The organism is Siminovitchia fortis (assembly GCF_007681465.1).
Lineage (GTDB): Bacteria > Bacillota > Bacilli > Bacillales > Bacillaceae_C > Siminovitchia > Siminovitchia fortis.
The window spans coordinates 78,069-93,457 of sequence record NZ_VEKZ01000007.1 but is presented as its reverse complement, the minus strand read 5'-3'; the positions used below and the strand labels follow the sequence as shown (position 1 = coordinate 93,457).

The following is a 15,389-nucleotide window of genomic DNA, read 5'->3' as shown; positions in this document are numbered from 1 at the left end:
CTTTTATTCAAGCTTTGTCTTTTTGGCAAAAATTCGCGAAGATTTATAAATTGAATATTCCAACTACATTTATGCAATGCTAGTGACTTTCTTGCTCAGTAATAAAAGCGGGGCGCCTTCGAAGGCACCCCGCTTTTATTATTTATGAACAAAGGTTTGACAATCGGTCTCCCTTTCAGTTTCCGCTTCATTGCCCGTATGGCTCACGATATAAATGCGGTCGGCCGCACACAGGTTTCCATCTTTCCAAAAATGACAATTTTTCACTTCACAAAGCACATCTTCTGCCACTTAGTATCACTCCTTTAAGTTGATACATGAATAGTGTTGGCGCAAAAGATGCAGTTATGTGAGGCAAGATCCGTCAAATCAGGAAAAGCATTATTTTTTTTCGGGAACATGATCGATGCCTCCAGGATGAAACGGGTGGCATTTGATAATCCGTTTAAACGTCAACCATCCCCCGCGAACGGCTCCGAACCGCCGGATTGCTTCCATCCCGTAATTGGAGCAGGTTGGATAAAACCTGCAGGTTGGAGGCTTCAGCGGCGAAATGAATTTTTGATAAAAACGGATGATGAAAAGTAAAATTTGTTTCAATGGAAGATCGCTTCCTTCAGTTCAATCAGGATATATTATTTTCTTTTTTGTCATCTGCCGGCATCGGATCGACGGTATGTTTGACTGAATATGCTTTTGACGTCACCAAGGCGGTCACAAGGACGACAACGATACAAATGATGATGGATATAACCATGATGAGTTTCAATCTCTTTTTCCCCCTTCTTCCCTAAGGCCTATTGTAGCATAGTTTTTAATGGAAAATCCGGGCATATAATTGTTTGTCTTGTAAAAAATAGGGTAGAGTAAATATAGGAGGAATGATAAAATGTCTACAGAAAAACAACAATTGATCGAATTGGTCAATAAGCAGGTTGCAAGCTGGACGGTACTTTATACGAAGCTACATAATTTCCATTGGTATGTAAAAGGCTCAAACTTCTTTACGCTTCACGAAAAGTTTGAAGAACTGTATAACGAGGCAGCCGTACATATTGATGAACTGGCAGAAAGGCTGTTGGCATTAGGAGGAGAGCCCGTTGCCACTCTCAGAGAGTCACTTGAACTTGCAAGCGTTCAGGAAGCGGAAAGCGAGAAGACAGCGGAGCAGATGGTCCAGGCTACACTGAGCGATTTTGAAACGTTGACAGCGGAATTGAAAAAGGGAATGGAACTGGCTGACCAGTCCGGGGATGAGACAACCGGTGACATGCTGCTTTCCATCCATCAAGGTCTGGAAAAACATATTTGGATGCTGAGTGCCTTTTTGGGTGAAAAAGTTCAATAATAGGTGCCTGTCCATCGGTGTAAGACCGTGGAAATCCTATTGAAGCGGAAGAGCAAGCTGTAAAGTTGTTATTTATAGCTTGCTCCTTTTTTTTCGATAAAGACGTTATTCATGAGGAAAGGTGCCCGTTATCCGGAGGGAACCTCAAAAACGGTCACTAATAGTGCAGAAAGTGTCCATTATCTGGATGCTTCGGAAAAAACGATCATCCATAGTTGATGCCCATACCAGAAACTGGCTTGCCGAGACCATTTTTATGTATTTTTCAGTGCAAATGTCTGAAATACGAAGCCCCGTCTTCCTTTCGGCCTTCAATTTGGGCGAATTTCCCTTTCAATGTCTCCATCACATACAATCTGATGAAATATTGAAGTTCATATTCATTCATTTCTTTTACGATTCCCAACAAGTCATCATGATCGTATCCTTCAAGTACTGCGAAGGTGATCATATCTAAATCTTCTTCATCGCCGGTAAGTTTATCGCGATACAATTCGAACAATTCGTCTATAAGTTTCATCAGATAACTTCCTTTCAAAATTTCCTGTGCTTATTATATATATACCCGTAAATGGTACGAACAATCAATTATTGACAATCGACTATTAAGAATAAAATAGGCTCCTTCAAACCAAAATATGCATATAAAATTGTTTAAAGGAGCCAATCGTCTTGGACCAACAAAAGAAAACCTATTATATCTCAGTCGGGGCCGGAGAGATTTTATCTGTTCCCAATGCATCGCCTTGGGAGTTTAAAATTGAAGCAAACGATGATGAAATCACCAGGCTGCGGGAAATTTTCGATTCAAGCCAGGATAACAGCATAGATGATTTCCTGCGGGCACATGTTCCTTTCGTGGAGTATTCCCACGACCCGACAAATGACCAGCATGATCAAAATTTGTACAGGATCTACAGCATGATACACGAGCTCGGGGATCAAGAAGCCAAACAGCATATAGAAAGCATGGGAATCCTCGACGGTTTTAAAAGCGAATAAGCTGATTTTGTAGTATAGTTAAAGCGTTGGAATTGGTTTCCAACGTTTTTCATTTTATAAAAATAAAGGAAGACATGCAAATATGCTTACATTTATCGATAAAAATCAAAACGAAGTCCACTTGGCTTTTTTCAGGAATGCTTTTTCAATTAAGCCCGGCCATGTGCTTGTCATTTGCAGACATAAAGATGAATGGCTATTGACGAAACATTCAACACGGGGATTGGAGTTTCCGGGAGGCAAGGTGGAAAAAGGGGAAACAGTAGAAGAAGCGGGAATGAGAGAGGTGTTAGAAGAAACAGGAGGGACCGCCGTCATCAAGGATTATCTGGGGGAATATAAAGTACACGACCCGAAAGGGGCTTTTATCAAAGCAATCCTTTTTGCAGAAATCCTGCATTTGGAAGAAAAAGAAACTTACTTTGAGACGGATGGTCCAGTATTGGTAAAAGGAAATCTCCTTTCCAGGATTAACGAAGATGAATTCAGTTTTATCATGAAAGACGAAGTGGTGACAGCTGCGTTGAAAAAAGCGAAGGAAAAAAGGCTTTATTAAGAAAAGCGGAAGCGCCCGTTTAGCGACGTACAAACTGGAGCACTCCGCAATGAGATAAAGGAAACACGGCGAGGTACGAGCCGATGTTGACTTATCGTAGTGGAGGAGTGTGAAGTTTGCTAGTCGCTGGGCGCTGGAGCTGGACAAAGAAAGGCTTCTTTTGAAAAAAATTTTCATATCAGCTTATGCTTTTTTTTACTTTAAAAAAACTGCTCTTAACAGAGCAGCATCAATCCTGATCTTTAATTAGCTTCCTTTCAAGCAACTCGACAAGCTGATACATGATTGTCGCAAAAATGACGATCAGGAAAAGGGCCAGCATGACCAGTGTGAAATTAAACACCTGAAATCCGTAAATAATCATATATCCGAGACCTTTCGCTGAAACGAGAAATTCACCCACGATGACGCCAACCCACGATAATCCGACATTCACCTTCAAAGTGGAAATGATGGTGGGAAATGAAGCCGGCAAAATAGCATCTTGGAAAGCCTGCCGTTTAGTCGCTCCGAAAGTGCGAAGCACTTTTACATAATTTTCATCCACATCCCGGAAAGCCGAATAGACAACGATGGTTGTAATGATGACTGAGATGATCGCACCCATGGCGATAATTGAGGTGAAGCCCGGACCAAGGCCGACAATTAAAATCGGTCCGAGAGCGACTTTTGGCATGGCATTCAGGATGACAAGATACGGGTCCAGCACTTTTGACAGAAAAGGGGACCACCAGAGGATTGCTGCGAAAATCGTTCCAAGAAGCGTGCCGAGAATGAAGCCCATCACTGTTTCGAATACGGTTACGCTGAGATGAGCGAACAGGGTCCCGTCTGAAACCTTTTCTACGAGCAGCGCCCACACTTTGGTGGGGTAGCTGAAGATGAGCGGATCGATCCATTTGCTGCGGCTTGCCGCCTCCCACAATATGAAAAACAGTGTTACAATGAGCAGCTGGTAGAAGAGTATCCAGCGCTTTTCTGCTGCTAGCCTCTGTTTATACTGCGAATGAAGCTGGATGGGGTCATTTGATTTCTTCAAGGGTCTCCAGCTCCTTCCAAATGATGCGGAATAAATCGGAATAGGCGTCTTGGCTGCGGACATCGAATGGACTTAAGCTGCGCAATTCATCAGGTACTTCAAATACTTTATGGAGCCTTCCGGGATTGGCTGCAAAAAGCAGGACTCTGTCGCTCATCGATATCGCTTCGCCAAGATCATGCGTAACGAGGACAGCGGTTTTTTTATACGCCTTTAATATGTCAAAAACAAGATCTTCAAGCTTAAGTTTCGTTTGATAATCAAGCGCAGAAAATGGTTCATCCAATAATAGCAGTTTCGGATTGACAGCCATTGTGCGGGCCAATGCCGCACGCTGGCGCATCCCGCCTGACAGCTGGCGCGGAAATTGCTTTTCCACGCCTTCCAGGCCGATTTTTTGCAGGAACTGCAGGGCACTTTCTTTTGTTTTCTCTTCAAGCTGGCGATTCAATTTTAGTCCGATCAAGACGTTTTCCTCGATTGTTTTCCATGGGAAGAGATAATCCTGCTGAAGCATGTAGCCGATCATATTTTTTTGTAAATCCGGGGGCTGCCCGTCAATTTTTACCTGCCCATCAGTCGGCATCAAAAGACCCGACAAAATGGACAGCAGCGTTGTTTTCCCGCATCCTGATGGACCGACCAGGGAAACAAATTCCCCTTCTTCGATGGAAAATGAAACATCTTTTAAAGCGGTTTTGACGGAAGACGGAGTGAAGTAGTGATGTCCGATATTTTCGGCTGTGATAAAGCTCATGATGTTTCCGGCCTCCTTTGGTAAAATGGCGCACGGCCCTTCCATTTATTCTTTCATCACTTTATCAACAATTTCAGTATTGACGAGCTTGTTATAATCGACTTTTTCCGGAAGCTCGCCAGCTTCTTCCATGATGTTTTGGAGGTTTTCCCAGCCTTCTTCTGTTAACGTCATTTTCTCTGCAAATGAGCCCTGGTTTTTATAGCGTTCGATGACGATGGCCAATGTTTCCAAGTCAGAGTCCTCAAAGTATGGCTGAACGACTTCGGCAATTTCTTCTCCGCTGCTCTTTTCTACCCACTGTTGCGCTTTATAGAGGGCGCGGACGAACTTTTCGATGGTATCTCCATTTTTCTTTATATAGCTTTCTTTTGCCATGAATGTGGTATAAGGTACATGACCGGATTCTTCACCGAAGGAAGCGACGATGTAGCCTTTTCCTTCTTTTTCAAATACGGAGGCTGTAGGCTCAAACAATTGAACGTAGTCGCCTGTTCCTGAAGCAAAGGAATTCGCAATGTTTGCGAAGTCGATATTTTGAATCAATTCAAGGTCGTTATGCGGATCGATTCCATGCTTTTTCAGAACGAACTCGCCGACCATTTGCGGCATGCCGCCTTTCCGCTGTCCGAGGAAAGTAGAGCCTTTTAATTGATCCCACTCAAATTGTTCGTTTTTCTCCCGCGAGATAAGAAATGTTCCATCTGTTTGGGTTAATTGAGTATAACAAAACATAACACTGGTAACAAAGAATATTTTAATCAATTCAATTTATATTTTAATGTAATAGGCTTGTTACGACCTTTATCTCTATATAATAATAATTCCTCAAATATAGCATGAAGTAGTTCTTTTTGTTCAAAAGCATCAGCTTCATCATAAACCAAATGAATGTTTTTTATATTTTTAAGTTTCTCGAACTTTTCTTCTGGGGTTTCTTCGTCGATTTCGGCTTCTTGTAAAATGGTTTTTAAATCATCTTCCGCCTGGTTCAATTCGTTAATTTTTTTGTATAAAGTTTCTTTGGGGATGGGGTTATCTTCTTCATCTAAAAAGAGACTGTACCACTTTTCTTTTTGCTGATTAATTTTTTCAAGTTTTTTTCTTATTTCGTCGATATTAACAGTTAGTGGTTGATAATTTTTATCTACCTGACTTAAAAAATAATCTTTAGAAGTAATAAGTTTTTCAATCTCATCTAAAAGTAAGTTAGTTATTTTTTTTCCATCAGTAGATCGATTGCAACCAAAACACCGATAGTAGGTTTTTTTGTCCCGAGCGTCAAATATCCCTGACATAGGTTCACTGCAATGGCCACATTGTAATATTCCGGTTAAAGGAAACTTCCCTTTTCTAGCCAAGTTTTTATGATTACTTTTAAGTTTCTTCTGTACTTTGACAAATAAGGAATTAGACACTATCGCAGGATGATTATTATAAATTACCTTATCCCCCCATCTGTACACTCCTATGTATATGTCATTCCGCAGCATTCCGTAAACTGTATTGTGATTCCATTTTTCTGCGATCCTTGGTTTAATATTAAGCTCATTTAACCTGTCTGAAATTTTTCGGTACCCGAATCCGTCCGCATACCACTCAAAAATTTTAATTACCCACTTGGCCTCTTCTTCAATAATTTCACAATCAAAGTTCTTTTTAAATTTATATCCATAAGGGGAGTGTCCTCCTGGACGTTTACCTTCATCAATCATTTGATGAATGCCAAACTTTACTCGTTCAGCTAGATTCTCTCTTTCCCACTGTGCAAGAGCTGCAACAAGGGTAATGAATAATCTACCCATTGCTGTTGTCGTATCATATACCTCCGTGGCGGAGCGAAACTTTACTTCGTACTCGTCAAAATAGTTAAGGAGTTGATATAAATCTAAAACAGATCTTGTTAATCTATCCAGCTTATATACAAGTACAAGGTCAATTTTATTCTTCTTTATGTCCCTCATCATTTCTTGCATCTTTGGTCTATCTAGATCTTTAGCTGATCTACCTTCTTCCTTGTATTCTTCGACAATGTCCCAACTTTGACTTTTACAAAACGCCCGTAAACTTTCCAATTGCCCCGGGATGGAGAATCCTTCCTTTGCTTGTTCTTGTGTAGAAACACGGACATAAATCGCGACACGCATAATGATCACCGTCCTTATTAAAAAGGGAGAGCCGTCGCCCTCCCGTGATGATTAAACATCTAGCTAGAAATTTAATACTACTTTTTGAAGTCTTCCTAAAATCTTAATATCTGATTGTTTCCCTACAATAATAGGCTCGTACTTGGGGTTTTCTGACTGTAAAATTAAAGCTGTATCTGTCTTGAAAACCCTTTTTAATACGGCTTCACCCTCTATTAATACTGCTGCAATTTCCCCGTTCTCAACATCTTCTTGCCTTCTAATTAGAAGTAAGTCTCCTTCGTGAATACGAGCATTTATCATGCTGTCACCATTAGCTCGAAGTAAGAAATATTCTCCACCGTTTAACCAAGATCTCGGAATTTCCTCATAGCCCTCGATATTTTCGTAAGCTATAACGCCATTTCCACAGCTTATTGTTCCGACAATCGGGACTCGTGCAAAGGAATTAACTACATAATCTGTTAATGATTCCTCAACTTTCATATCGCTTCGTTTAAAACTAGGGTCTATTTGATATTTAGGAACCCCAAACGCTTCTGAAAGCTTTTCTACATTCCCTGGATTGATTAACGTCTTACAGTTTATGTAGTCCGAGAGAGTACTTTTAGAGATTTTTGAGACTTCACTCAGTTTGAGCTGCGTCCATCCTCTTTCTTTCATCAGCTGTTTAATATTTTCAGCAATTTCCTTTTTCAACGGTAAATCACGATCTAACATGCTATCACCTCACCTTCTATATTCATTATATCCGAAAAAATGCGGATTGTACATAATTATTCCGAAAAAATCCGAAATATTTTTTCGGAATAAATGATAATAAAACGCAAATTCCGACGAAATTCGGTTGACATTCCGAATTAATTCGGATATTCTATATTCAAACAGTTTGAAGGGAAGGTGTTAGGAAGTGAAAATCACTTTAAAAGCTGCTCGTGTAAATGCAGGGTATAAATTAGTAGAAGCAGCAAAGTTGTTCGGGATCAACAAAGACACTCTTTCTAAATATGAAAGGGATTCTTCAAATGTTCCTCGTTCTTTTTTTATTAAGATTGAAACGATTTATGGAATTCCGGTAGAAAATATTTTTTTTGGACCTCAATCCGATTTTTTTCGGAAAAACAAAACAGCGTAAAGGGGGAAAATAATGTCTAGGTTAGTCCTTGCCACCAACCAACATATAAATCCACCAAAGGAGTTGGTGGCTATGGATAAGATATTCAACTGTGGAGAACGTAAAAAACCATCAAATGATGCAATTAAAAAGTTTTTAGATGTTTATATACAGATTGCAAATAGGGTTCGTTTAGATCGAAACAATGAAAAAAAGGAGACAAACCGATGAACGCAACTGAAGCAAGGGAAATCGCCGTTAAAAATGCTGATAAGGTAGCAAACCGTCAATTAGGGGAAGCAATTCAAAGGATGAATCAAGAGATCCGGGAGAATGTCGATCTTGGTTTTTTCGACGCAAGAATCGAAATAAAACCTAGTGAACAGTGGCAGAAGTATAACTGCACCAATCGTTTTAGAAAACACTTCCGTGAAAAAGGCTTTGGTGTTGAGTTTGATGAATTTGGCACAAATCTTATATTGATTTGCACGTGGTATTGAAGGGGGTGAGTTGAAATTGTACATCAATCCGGTAGCTTTAATTTTCCTGGTGTTACTCTGCATTTGCCTTGGCAGCCTGTATGTCACTTTTTTAAACGAAAAATAGGCTCCTGTTGCCGCAGGAACCTTTAGAAAAACCTTAATCAAATCAAGTATAACACGAAGGGAGAATTTTTAAATTGAATTTTACAGTTGAAATAAAAGCGCCTGAATTGGCAAATGCAATCAATAACCTGGCTACAGCCTTATCCGGATCCCAGCTTCATACGGGACAAGCTTTTAAATCGGAGGTCATTGAAAAGACGTTTGATGATCTTTACGGTGAGCAATCTCAGCAAGCTGCACCTAATCAAGCGCCAGTACATCAGCAACCGGCTCCTGTGCAACAGCCTGCACCTGAGGCCGTTCCAACTGCAACGCCGCAACAGCAAGCACCGACTCAGCCGACGCAAGAGCAGCCACAAGCAGTCCCAACGTCAGCCCCTACTTATACGATGGATCAGCTGGCAGTGGCAGCTACTCAGCTGATGGATGCGGGTAAACGAGAGGATCTGTTACAGCTGCTATCATCTTTCGGAGTACAAGCTTTGACAGCTTTGCCACAAGAACAATATGGAGCCTTTGCTACAAAGTTGCGTGACCTAGGGGCAAAAATATGAGCAAGGCAATCAAGCACAGAGAAAGGGCTCATGCGCTCCTGTCGGCAAGTGCCGCACATCGTTGGCTCAACTGCACTCCATCTGTCCGGCTGGAAGAACAATTTCCGGACACAACGTCAAAATATGCAGAGGAGGGAACGCTGGCCCATGAAATTGCAGAGTTGAAACTAAGGAAGTATTACACGGAGCCGATGGCCCAGAGTACATTTACCAGGCGATTGAACAAGATGAAAAAGCATGAGTTGTTCCAGGAAGAAATGTTAAAACATACGGACACATACTTGGAATACTTACAAAGCATAACACTTGGTATGACCTCCACTCCTTATGTGGCGGTGGAGAAAAGGCTTGATTACAGCGCTGTTGCTCCGGAAGGGTTTGGGACGGTTGACTGCCTCATTATAGGAGGTGAAACGTTATATGTCACAGACTTCAAGTACGGCAAAGGTGTAGCTGTTAGTGCGGAGGACAACCCTCAGATGAAGCTTTATGCCTTGGGCGCTTATCTTGAATACAGTTTCTTGTACCCAATCAAAACGACTAAGCTGGCAATCATTCAGCCCAGGCTTGACAGTATTTCAGAATATGAGCTGTCAGCTGACGATCTACTTGCTTGGGGAGAGGAAATCAAGCCTATTGCCCAACAGGCATTCAATGGAGAAGGTGATTTTGTCCCGGGCGAACACTGTAAGTTTTGCCGGGCAAAAGCTAAGTGCCGTGCAAGGGCCGATCAGTTTACGGCATTAGAGGATTTCAAACAGATGAAGCCTCCTTTGCTATCTGATCAAGAAGTTGGCGAGATTCTTGAAAGAGGGCAGCATATCGAGTCCTGGATTAAAGCATTGAAAGAATATGCTCTTGCTGAAAGTTTGAAAGGTAAGGAGATTCCTGGATGGAAAGCTGTTGAAGGCAGGGGGAGCAGGGATTATGTCGATATTGACAAAGCTTTTTCCCACTTAAAAGAAAAAGGTATTGATGATGCAGTTCTGTATGAACGGGTGCCTTTAACCGTACCGAAGCTTGAGAAAGAGCTTGGCAAGAAGCAGTACCGGGAGCTGTTGGAAGAGCCGGGCTTAGTGCAGAAGTCTCCAGGCAAACCAACGCTTGCTCCTGCCAGTGATAAACGAAAGGCTGTCACAAATGAAGTAAGTGCGGCGGAGGATTTTAAATAAATGGATTTAATAAAGGCTCAAATGAAAACTCTGCCGGCTGATGGGCTCTACCTGCTATATCTGGATACCGTAAATAGAATCGGTTCACATGTAACGGGGAGTAAACCGAATGTTCATTATGTGAGAAGACAAGAAGCAATTCTTTCATTAATTCAAGACGAATTAAATACTAGAAATCAACAAAAAGGAGAAATGTAAACATGGAAAATACAAGAGTAGTAACTGGGGAAGTTCGATTTAGCTATGTAAATCTTTTAAGGCCTCGAGCAAATCAATTTGGAGGAGAGGAAAAATACAGCGTTACAATCCTTCTCCCAAAATCAGATACTGCGACAAAACAAGCAATTGATGCGGCAATCGAAGCAGCAAAGCAAAAAGGCAAAGCCGAAAAGTGGAACGGCGTGATTCCTCCTAACGTTTCGGTGCCAATTCACGACGGGGACGGGGTGAAGCCGTCAGACGGAATGCCGTTTGGGCCTGAGTGCAAAGGTCACTGGGTATTCACAGCTTCAACTGGCGTCGACTACCCGCCCAAGGTTGTCGGTCCTGACCTCAATCCAATAATGGATGCCACTGAGGTGTACAGCGGTATGTACGGCCGTATTGCACTTAACTTCAGTCCTTACGCATTTGCAGGGAAAAAAGGCATTGGTGTTTATATCAGTACAAACGTTCAAAAGACTCGTGATGGAGAACCGTTAGGAGCTTCTGCACCGGACGCAAGTTCAGATTTTGCTTCTCTTGCCTCCACAGCACCTCCTGCATATGGTCAACAGCAAGCACCTCAGCAGGGACAACCGTATCAACAGCCACAACAAGGTCAACCGTACCAGCAACCTCAACCGGGTTATGGTCAACAACCGCAACAAGGGCAACAATTTGGGCAGGCTCCTCAGCAGCCCCAAGGGCAACCTCAACAGTCATTTGACCCTATCACTGGCGCACCGGTTAATGGCGGCGTGTATGGGATATGATTAAAACTTTGTCTATCGACATTGAAACTTTTTCATCTGTCGATATCAAAAAGTCGGGCTTGTACAAATATGTACAAAGCCCTGACTTTGAAATATTGCTCTATGCCTATTCGGTAAACGGCGGGCCAACTCAAATTGTGGATCTTGCTCGAGATGAGCAAATCCCGGAGGAAATAATCGCGGCACTTCAAGATGATGAAGTTATTAAATACGCCTATAATGCCGCGTTTGAATGGTACAGCTTGAGCAAATTCTTTAATACCTCTCTTGAATCTTGGCGTTGCACAATGATTCACGGTTTATATTGTGGATTTACAGCTGGGTTGGCAGCGACAGCAAAGGCAATTGGCTTGCCGCAAGAAAAGCAAAAAATGACCGTTGGTAATTCACTTATTAAATTGTTCTGTACACCTACAAAACCGACAAAAAGAAACGGTAACCGCACCAGGACATTGCCGCACCATGAGCCGGAGAAGTGGGAACTGTTCAAAGAATACTGCATCCAAGACGTTGAAGTGGAGAAGGAGATCCAGCAGAAACTTTCCTCTTTCCCTTTCCCCGAGCAAGAACAAAAGCTTTGGGAGCTGGACCAAGAAATCAATGCCCGCGGGGTAGCAGTTGACCAACAGTTAATTGACGGGGCTTTATACATAGATGAAATTACAACGGCTCAATTGACGGAAGAAGCAATACAACTGACCGGGCTTGATAATCCGAATAGTGCGGCTCAGTTGAAAAAATGGTTAGAAGATCAAGGTATTGAAGTTGAGAACATGCAGAAAGAAACTGTCTCCAATCTTATTGATTTTATTGATGATCAAACCGTTAAACGAGCACTTGAGATAAGGCAAGAGTTGTCCAAAACAAGTGTGAAAAAGTACCAGGCTATGGTTGATGCCAGGTGCAACGACGGCAGGGTAAGAGGGCTTCTGCAATTTTACGGGGCCAACCGTACAGGCAGATGGGCTGGCAGGCTTGTCCAGGTACAAAACCTTCCCAGAAATTACCTGGAAACACTCGGCCATGCGAGGGAACTTGTCCGGGAGAAAAAGCTTGATGCCTTAGAACTTATTTACGGGAATGTGGCTGATACTCTTTCCCAGTTGATCAGAACAGCGTTTGTCCCAAGTAAAGGCAATGTCCTTGCAATCTCTGACTTTAGTGCTATTGAAGCCCGTGTGATTGCCTGGCTTGCCGGAGAACAATGGCGGCTGGACGTATTCAACACTCACGGGAAAATTTATGAAGCATCTGCCAGCCAAATGTTCGGTGTCCCCCTTGAATTGATTGTAAGGGGCCGTCCTGAATACGAGCTACGGCAAAAAGGAAAAGTGGCAGAACTGGCCCTTGGATATCAGGGTGCTTCCGGCGCATTAATTCAAATGGGCGCATTGGAAGGCGGCTTGACTGAAGAAGAGTTGCCGGACATTGTGAGGCGGTGGCGATCATCCAGCAAACGAATAGTAGATTTGTGGTACTCCCTTGAAAATGCCGCATTGTCGGTATTGCGGACAGGACAACCGGCAGGAGTAAGGGGATTATTGCTTCAGCGGGAAAGCGACATCGTTCACGGGTTGGATTTTCTTACTATCACTTTGCCAAGCGGCCGCAAGTTGTATTATGCCAAACCGTTTCTTTCTGAAAATGATTTTGGCAAAGAGGCTGTCCATTACTTTGGCATGAACCAAACCACTAAGAAGTGGGAGAAAATATCCACATATGGCGGGAAATTGGTGGAAAATGTTGTCCAGGGCATCGCCCGAGACTGTCTGGCCGTCACGCTCAACCGATTAAGTGCTGCCGGCTGTCAAATTATCATGCATATCCACGATGAAGTTGTTTTGGACGTGCCGAAAGAACAGGCTGATTTAAATGCGGTGACGGAGATCATGAGCCAACCGATTGAATGGGCTCCCGGACTTCCACTAGCTGCAGATGGTTTTATATCTGAATATTACAAAAAGGATTGAGGATATTGGACTATAAGACATTTATGAAACACGCAAAAAAGGTCACTAAAAATGCGCCGGAACATAATCCGGTCCTGTGCGGAGTCAAACACTTCGAAGATGGCAGTGCGGTTGTCACAGATTCCTTTCGTTTATATCTCGTCAAAGGCATCCATGGCCGAAACGACGGGGCGGTTCTTTCTCCAGACGGAAAAAAGATTGGCGGGAAGTATCCGGAGACAGGCAGGCTTATTCCGGACCCGTTGGATGCCAAACAAAAGACGGATGTTGATGTGGCCGAGTTTTTAACAGCTTTTGACATCATGCAGTCGGTGGCCCAATCGGTCTCGTTGGGTCCGGGCGTGATGATCAGGAGGAACGGCGTTCATTTTTACTCAGAGGAAGTGGAAGCTTCTTATGAGCTATCCGTTGAATTTGAAGAAGTCTTTGCCACGAACTCTGTGTTTTGGGTGGATGCATTGAAACTGTTCAAGGCTTTTAAATATGAAACGGCCACTTTTAGCTTCTACGGCAAATACAGACCGTTCACGTTGGTGAGCAAGGACGAAAAAATAACCGTTCTGATTCTACCGATAAGAATTCATTAGGAGGTTAATACTTTGCTAGTTATTACAAAAGGGAGCAAAGAAACGGTGAAAAAAGAATTGAAGATCGCCGCCAAAGCAAAAACAGACGAGCTGAAGGCAATTAAAAAGGAATACAGGAAAGTGCAGGACCGTCCACGTTGGGTACGCGAGAAGATTAAACGCTTGGAAGAGCTGCAGCGGTTTTATATGGTATCGAAAGTGCTGCCGGTAAAGGTCGGCAACATCATCATCAATTATTTGGCTTATGAAAAATTCATGAAGAACATAAAGGGTTTTCCGGTCCGGCATGTTGTCGGGGATGCAGGCTTGAAGGTTGAATACGAAACACCAGACAAGACGAAAGGGAGCATAAACTTCTTTGATTTAAACCAACATTTTTCCGACTTTGAACATTTGCCAGCTGCGGAGCTGGAGGAAAAGGAGGCGCTGGTGTGAAACAGGATCATTTCTATAAAGAAATTGAAGCGGATCTGGTGAACAGCCCTGCTCATTACACAGAAGGTGAAATCGAGGTCATCGATTATATCAAGGATAAGTTGACGGCCGATCAGTTTGTCGGGTACTGCCTTGGGAACGTGCTGAAATACGTTTCTCGGCATCGGCTGAAAGGCGGAAAGGTTGATTTAGAAAAAGCGTCTGTTTATTTGAACTGGGCCATTGAAAACTGTGAGAGGGAGGATTCAAATGAGTCAAGTTGAGACGGTTTTAAAGGACGGAATGATGTATGAGGTTTTAACGGTTGAAAAGTACAAAAAGCTCAAGGCTGAAGGCGTTAAGGATAGCAGAATCATGCGGAAGTTTGGCTTCAGTAATAACAGCCTATCAAAATGGAAAAAAGAAAATCTAACAACGGAAGAAATCAAAGCTACGTCTTTACGAAAAAATGTGTCAGCGCAAAATTTGCCGAAAGTCCCTCACAATAAAGGGCAGTCTTCCAAGAAAGTTATATCAGTAGAAGCGTACGAAAAAGTACAGGAGAAGCTAAAGAAGAAAACCAAGGACATCGAGGTCCTGGAGCTTGCTGTAGAAGATTTAAAGAAACAGCTCGAAATTGAAAAGGATGAAAGGGCTGCTTTAAAAGCTGAGTGTGATCGCGCTATCCAGGAAGCTATTTCAGAAAAAGAGCTGGCCTACCATCAAGCCCGAGAATGGCATGAAAACTATCAAAGCGAGTTGAAAAGGAAAGATGAACTTACTCAAACTTTTCAGGAGACAGCTGCCGAATATGAAGATGAAATTGCCAAGTTGAAAGAGCAAACCATTTCCGACAGTTATCGTATTGAAAACCTTGAACATGCATTGAAACTATCAAACAGCGAGATTGGCCCATTACGTCAATTAGTTTCCGTTTATCTCTCGGACAGGAGGGAGAAGGATGTCTCGTGAAAATTATGGGGATTGGCTCCGTTGGCAAAAGGCGGTTATCCGTGAAGAAGCCCGTCAAGATTTGGCTGAAAGAGAAAACCGAAGAAAATATGGACGGGGATAAGGCTGCAGGTGGTCAACGTCTACCTCAGCCAGGCAGAAGGCTCCCGTATGATTTTCATAGATAGGTAGGAGGTTT

At 42.6% G+C, this 15,389-nt stretch carries 23 protein-coding genes and 1 pseudogene; 15 read left to right on the top strand and 9 right to left on the bottom strand.

The window, feature by feature from the left end:
* Window positions 1-138 precede the first annotated feature (138 nt).
* The 3 genes from FS666_RS04365 to ytzI all read right to left on the bottom strand — a co-directional run bounded on the left by FS666_RS04365 (window position 139) and on the right by ytzI (window position 769).
* Entirely contained in the window at window positions 139-291 is a 153-nt protein-coding gene (locus FS666_RS04365; RefSeq protein ID WP_120075156.1) for a DUF1540 domain-containing protein, read from the bottom strand.
* 90 nt (window positions 292-381) lie between these two features.
* Complete coding sequence (yidD, locus tag FS666_RS04360) at window positions 382-600, bottom strand: membrane protein insertion efficiency factor YidD (RefSeq protein ID WP_120075154.1); 219 nt, start codon at window positions 598-600, stop codon at window positions 382-384.
* Between the two features lie 25 nt (window positions 601-625).
* On the bottom strand, window positions 626-769 hold the full coding sequence (gene ytzI / locus FS666_RS04355; RefSeq protein ID WP_144461853.1) for a YtzI protein: 144 nt from the start codon (window positions 767-769) through the stop codon (window positions 626-628).
* Window positions 770-889: 120 nt separating this feature from the next.
* On the opposite strand from ytzI, the gene FS666_RS04350 reads away from it, so the two are divergent.
* On the top strand, window positions 890-1,348 hold the full coding sequence (locus FS666_RS04350; protein WP_144461850.1) for a Dps family protein: 459 nt from the start codon (window positions 890-892) through the stop codon (window positions 1,346-1,348).
* A 265-nt stretch (window positions 1,349-1,613) separates the two neighbouring features.
* On the opposite strand, the gene FS666_RS04345 is transcribed toward FS666_RS04350, so the two are convergent.
* Window positions 1,614-1,868 (bottom strand): DUF6154 family protein, encoded by a 255-nt coding sequence (locus FS666_RS04345; protein WP_120075148.1) that lies wholly within the window; start codon window positions 1,866-1,868, stop codon window positions 1,614-1,616.
* Between the two features lie 152 nt (window positions 1,869-2,020).
* On the opposite strand from FS666_RS04345, the gene FS666_RS04340 reads away from it, so the two are divergent.
* A complete protein-coding gene (locus FS666_RS04340) occupies window positions 2,021-2,350 on the top strand; it encodes a hydrolase (RefSeq protein WP_120075146.1) in 330 nt (109 codons plus the stop codon).
* A gap of 82 nt (window positions 2,351-2,432) precedes the next feature.
* Window positions 2,433-2,906, top strand: a complete 474-nt coding sequence (gene ytkD / locus FS666_RS04335; RefSeq protein WP_120075143.1) for an RNA deprotection pyrophosphohydrolase — start codon at window positions 2,433-2,435, stop codon at window positions 2,904-2,906.
* 229 nt (window positions 2,907-3,135) lie between these two features.
* On the opposite strand, the gene FS666_RS04330 is transcribed toward ytkD, so the two are convergent.
* The 5 genes and pseudogenes from FS666_RS04330 to FS666_RS04310 all read right to left on the bottom strand — a co-directional run bounded on the left by FS666_RS04330 (window position 3,136) and on the right by FS666_RS04310 (window position 7,569).
* Window positions 3,136-3,945: an ABC transporter permease gene (locus tag FS666_RS04330; protein ID WP_144461845.1), complete on the bottom strand. Its 810-nt coding sequence runs from the start codon at window positions 3,943-3,945 to the stop codon at window positions 3,136-3,138.
* The gene (locus tag FS666_RS04325; RefSeq protein ID WP_144461842.1) at window positions 3,929-4,702 is read right to left on the bottom strand and encodes an ABC transporter ATP-binding protein; all 774 of its coding nucleotides are present in this window, start codon (window positions 4,700-4,702) and stop codon (window positions 3,929-3,931) included. The genes FS666_RS04330 and FS666_RS04325 overlap by 17 nt, the downstream gene beginning before the upstream one ends.
* A gap of 45 nt (window positions 4,703-4,747) precedes the next feature.
* Window positions 4,748-5,428: pseudogene (locus FS666_RS04320) on the bottom strand (ABC transporter substrate-binding protein); the annotation flags it as partial.
* Window positions 5,429-5,463: 35 nt separating this feature from the next.
* The gene (locus FS666_RS04315; protein ID WP_144461839.1) at window positions 5,464-6,849 is read right to left on the bottom strand and encodes a recombinase family protein; all 1,386 of its coding nucleotides are present in this window, start codon (window positions 6,847-6,849) and stop codon (window positions 5,464-5,466) included.
* A gap of 63 nt (window positions 6,850-6,912) precedes the next feature.
* The gene (locus FS666_RS04310) at window positions 6,913-7,569 is read right to left on the bottom strand and encodes a LexA family protein (RefSeq protein ID WP_144461837.1); all 657 of its coding nucleotides are present in this window, start codon (window positions 7,567-7,569) and stop codon (window positions 6,913-6,915) included.
* A 190-nt stretch (window positions 7,570-7,759) separates the two neighbouring features.
* Between FS666_RS04310 and FS666_RS04305 the strand changes: the two genes are divergently transcribed.
* From FS666_RS04305 to FS666_RS04250, 12 genes are all read left to right on the top strand, one after another.
* Complete coding sequence (locus FS666_RS04305) at window positions 7,760-7,984, top strand: helix-turn-helix domain-containing protein (RefSeq protein WP_144461835.1); 225 nt, start codon at window positions 7,760-7,762, stop codon at window positions 7,982-7,984.
* Window positions 7,985-7,996: 12 nt separating this feature from the next.
* Complete coding sequence (locus FS666_RS04300) at window positions 7,997-8,194, top strand: hypothetical protein (protein ID WP_144461833.1); 198 nt, start codon at window positions 7,997-7,999, stop codon at window positions 8,192-8,194.
* Window positions 8,191-8,463: a hypothetical protein gene (locus FS666_RS04295; RefSeq protein WP_144461830.1), complete on the top strand. Its 273-nt coding sequence runs from the start codon at window positions 8,191-8,193 to the stop codon at window positions 8,461-8,463. The genes FS666_RS04300 and FS666_RS04295 overlap by 4 nt, the downstream gene beginning before the upstream one ends.
* A 179-nt stretch (window positions 8,464-8,642) precedes the next feature.
* Complete coding sequence (locus tag FS666_RS04290) at window positions 8,643-9,122, top strand: hypothetical protein (protein ID WP_144461828.1); 480 nt, start codon at window positions 8,643-8,645, stop codon at window positions 9,120-9,122.
* Entirely contained in the window at window positions 9,119-10,294 is a 1,176-nt protein-coding gene (locus FS666_RS04285; RefSeq protein ID WP_144461826.1) for a DUF2800 domain-containing protein, read from the top strand. The genes FS666_RS04290 and FS666_RS04285 overlap by 4 nt, the downstream gene beginning before the upstream one ends.
* On the top strand, window positions 10,295-10,492 hold the full coding sequence (locus tag FS666_RS04280) for a hypothetical protein (RefSeq protein ID WP_144461823.1): 198 nt from the start codon (window positions 10,295-10,297) through the stop codon (window positions 10,490-10,492).
* A gap of 2 nt (window positions 10,493-10,494) precedes the next feature.
* Window positions 10,495-11,268 (top strand): DUF2815 family protein, encoded by a 774-nt coding sequence (locus FS666_RS04275; protein ID WP_144461821.1) that lies wholly within the window; start codon window positions 10,495-10,497, stop codon window positions 11,266-11,268.
* Window positions 11,268-13,238 (top strand): DNA polymerase, encoded by a 1,971-nt coding sequence (locus FS666_RS04270; protein WP_222119342.1) that lies wholly within the window; start codon window positions 11,268-11,270, stop codon window positions 13,236-13,238. Before FS666_RS04275 ends, FS666_RS04270 begins: the two co-directional genes overlap by 1 nt.
* A gap of 5 nt (window positions 13,239-13,243) precedes the next feature.
* Complete coding sequence (locus FS666_RS04265; protein ID WP_144461817.1) at window positions 13,244-13,825, top strand: beta clamp domain-containing protein; 582 nt, start codon at window positions 13,244-13,246, stop codon at window positions 13,823-13,825.
* A gap of 12 nt (window positions 13,826-13,837) precedes the next feature.
* On the top strand, window positions 13,838-14,260 hold the full coding sequence (locus tag FS666_RS04260; protein ID WP_144461814.1) for a hypothetical protein: 423 nt from the start codon (window positions 13,838-13,840) through the stop codon (window positions 14,258-14,260).
* A complete protein-coding gene (locus FS666_RS04255) occupies window positions 14,257-14,523 on the top strand; it encodes a DUF3310 domain-containing protein (protein ID WP_244943844.1) in 267 nt (88 codons plus the stop codon). Before FS666_RS04260 ends, FS666_RS04255 begins: the two co-directional genes overlap by 4 nt.
* Window positions 14,510-15,211 carry a hypothetical protein gene (locus tag FS666_RS04250; protein ID WP_144461811.1) on the top strand — a complete coding sequence of 234 codons (702 nt, stop codon included), beginning with the start codon at window positions 14,510-14,512 and terminating at the stop codon, window positions 15,209-15,211. Before FS666_RS04255 ends, FS666_RS04250 begins: the two co-directional genes overlap by 14 nt.
* Window positions 15,212-15,389 lie beyond the last annotated feature (178 nt).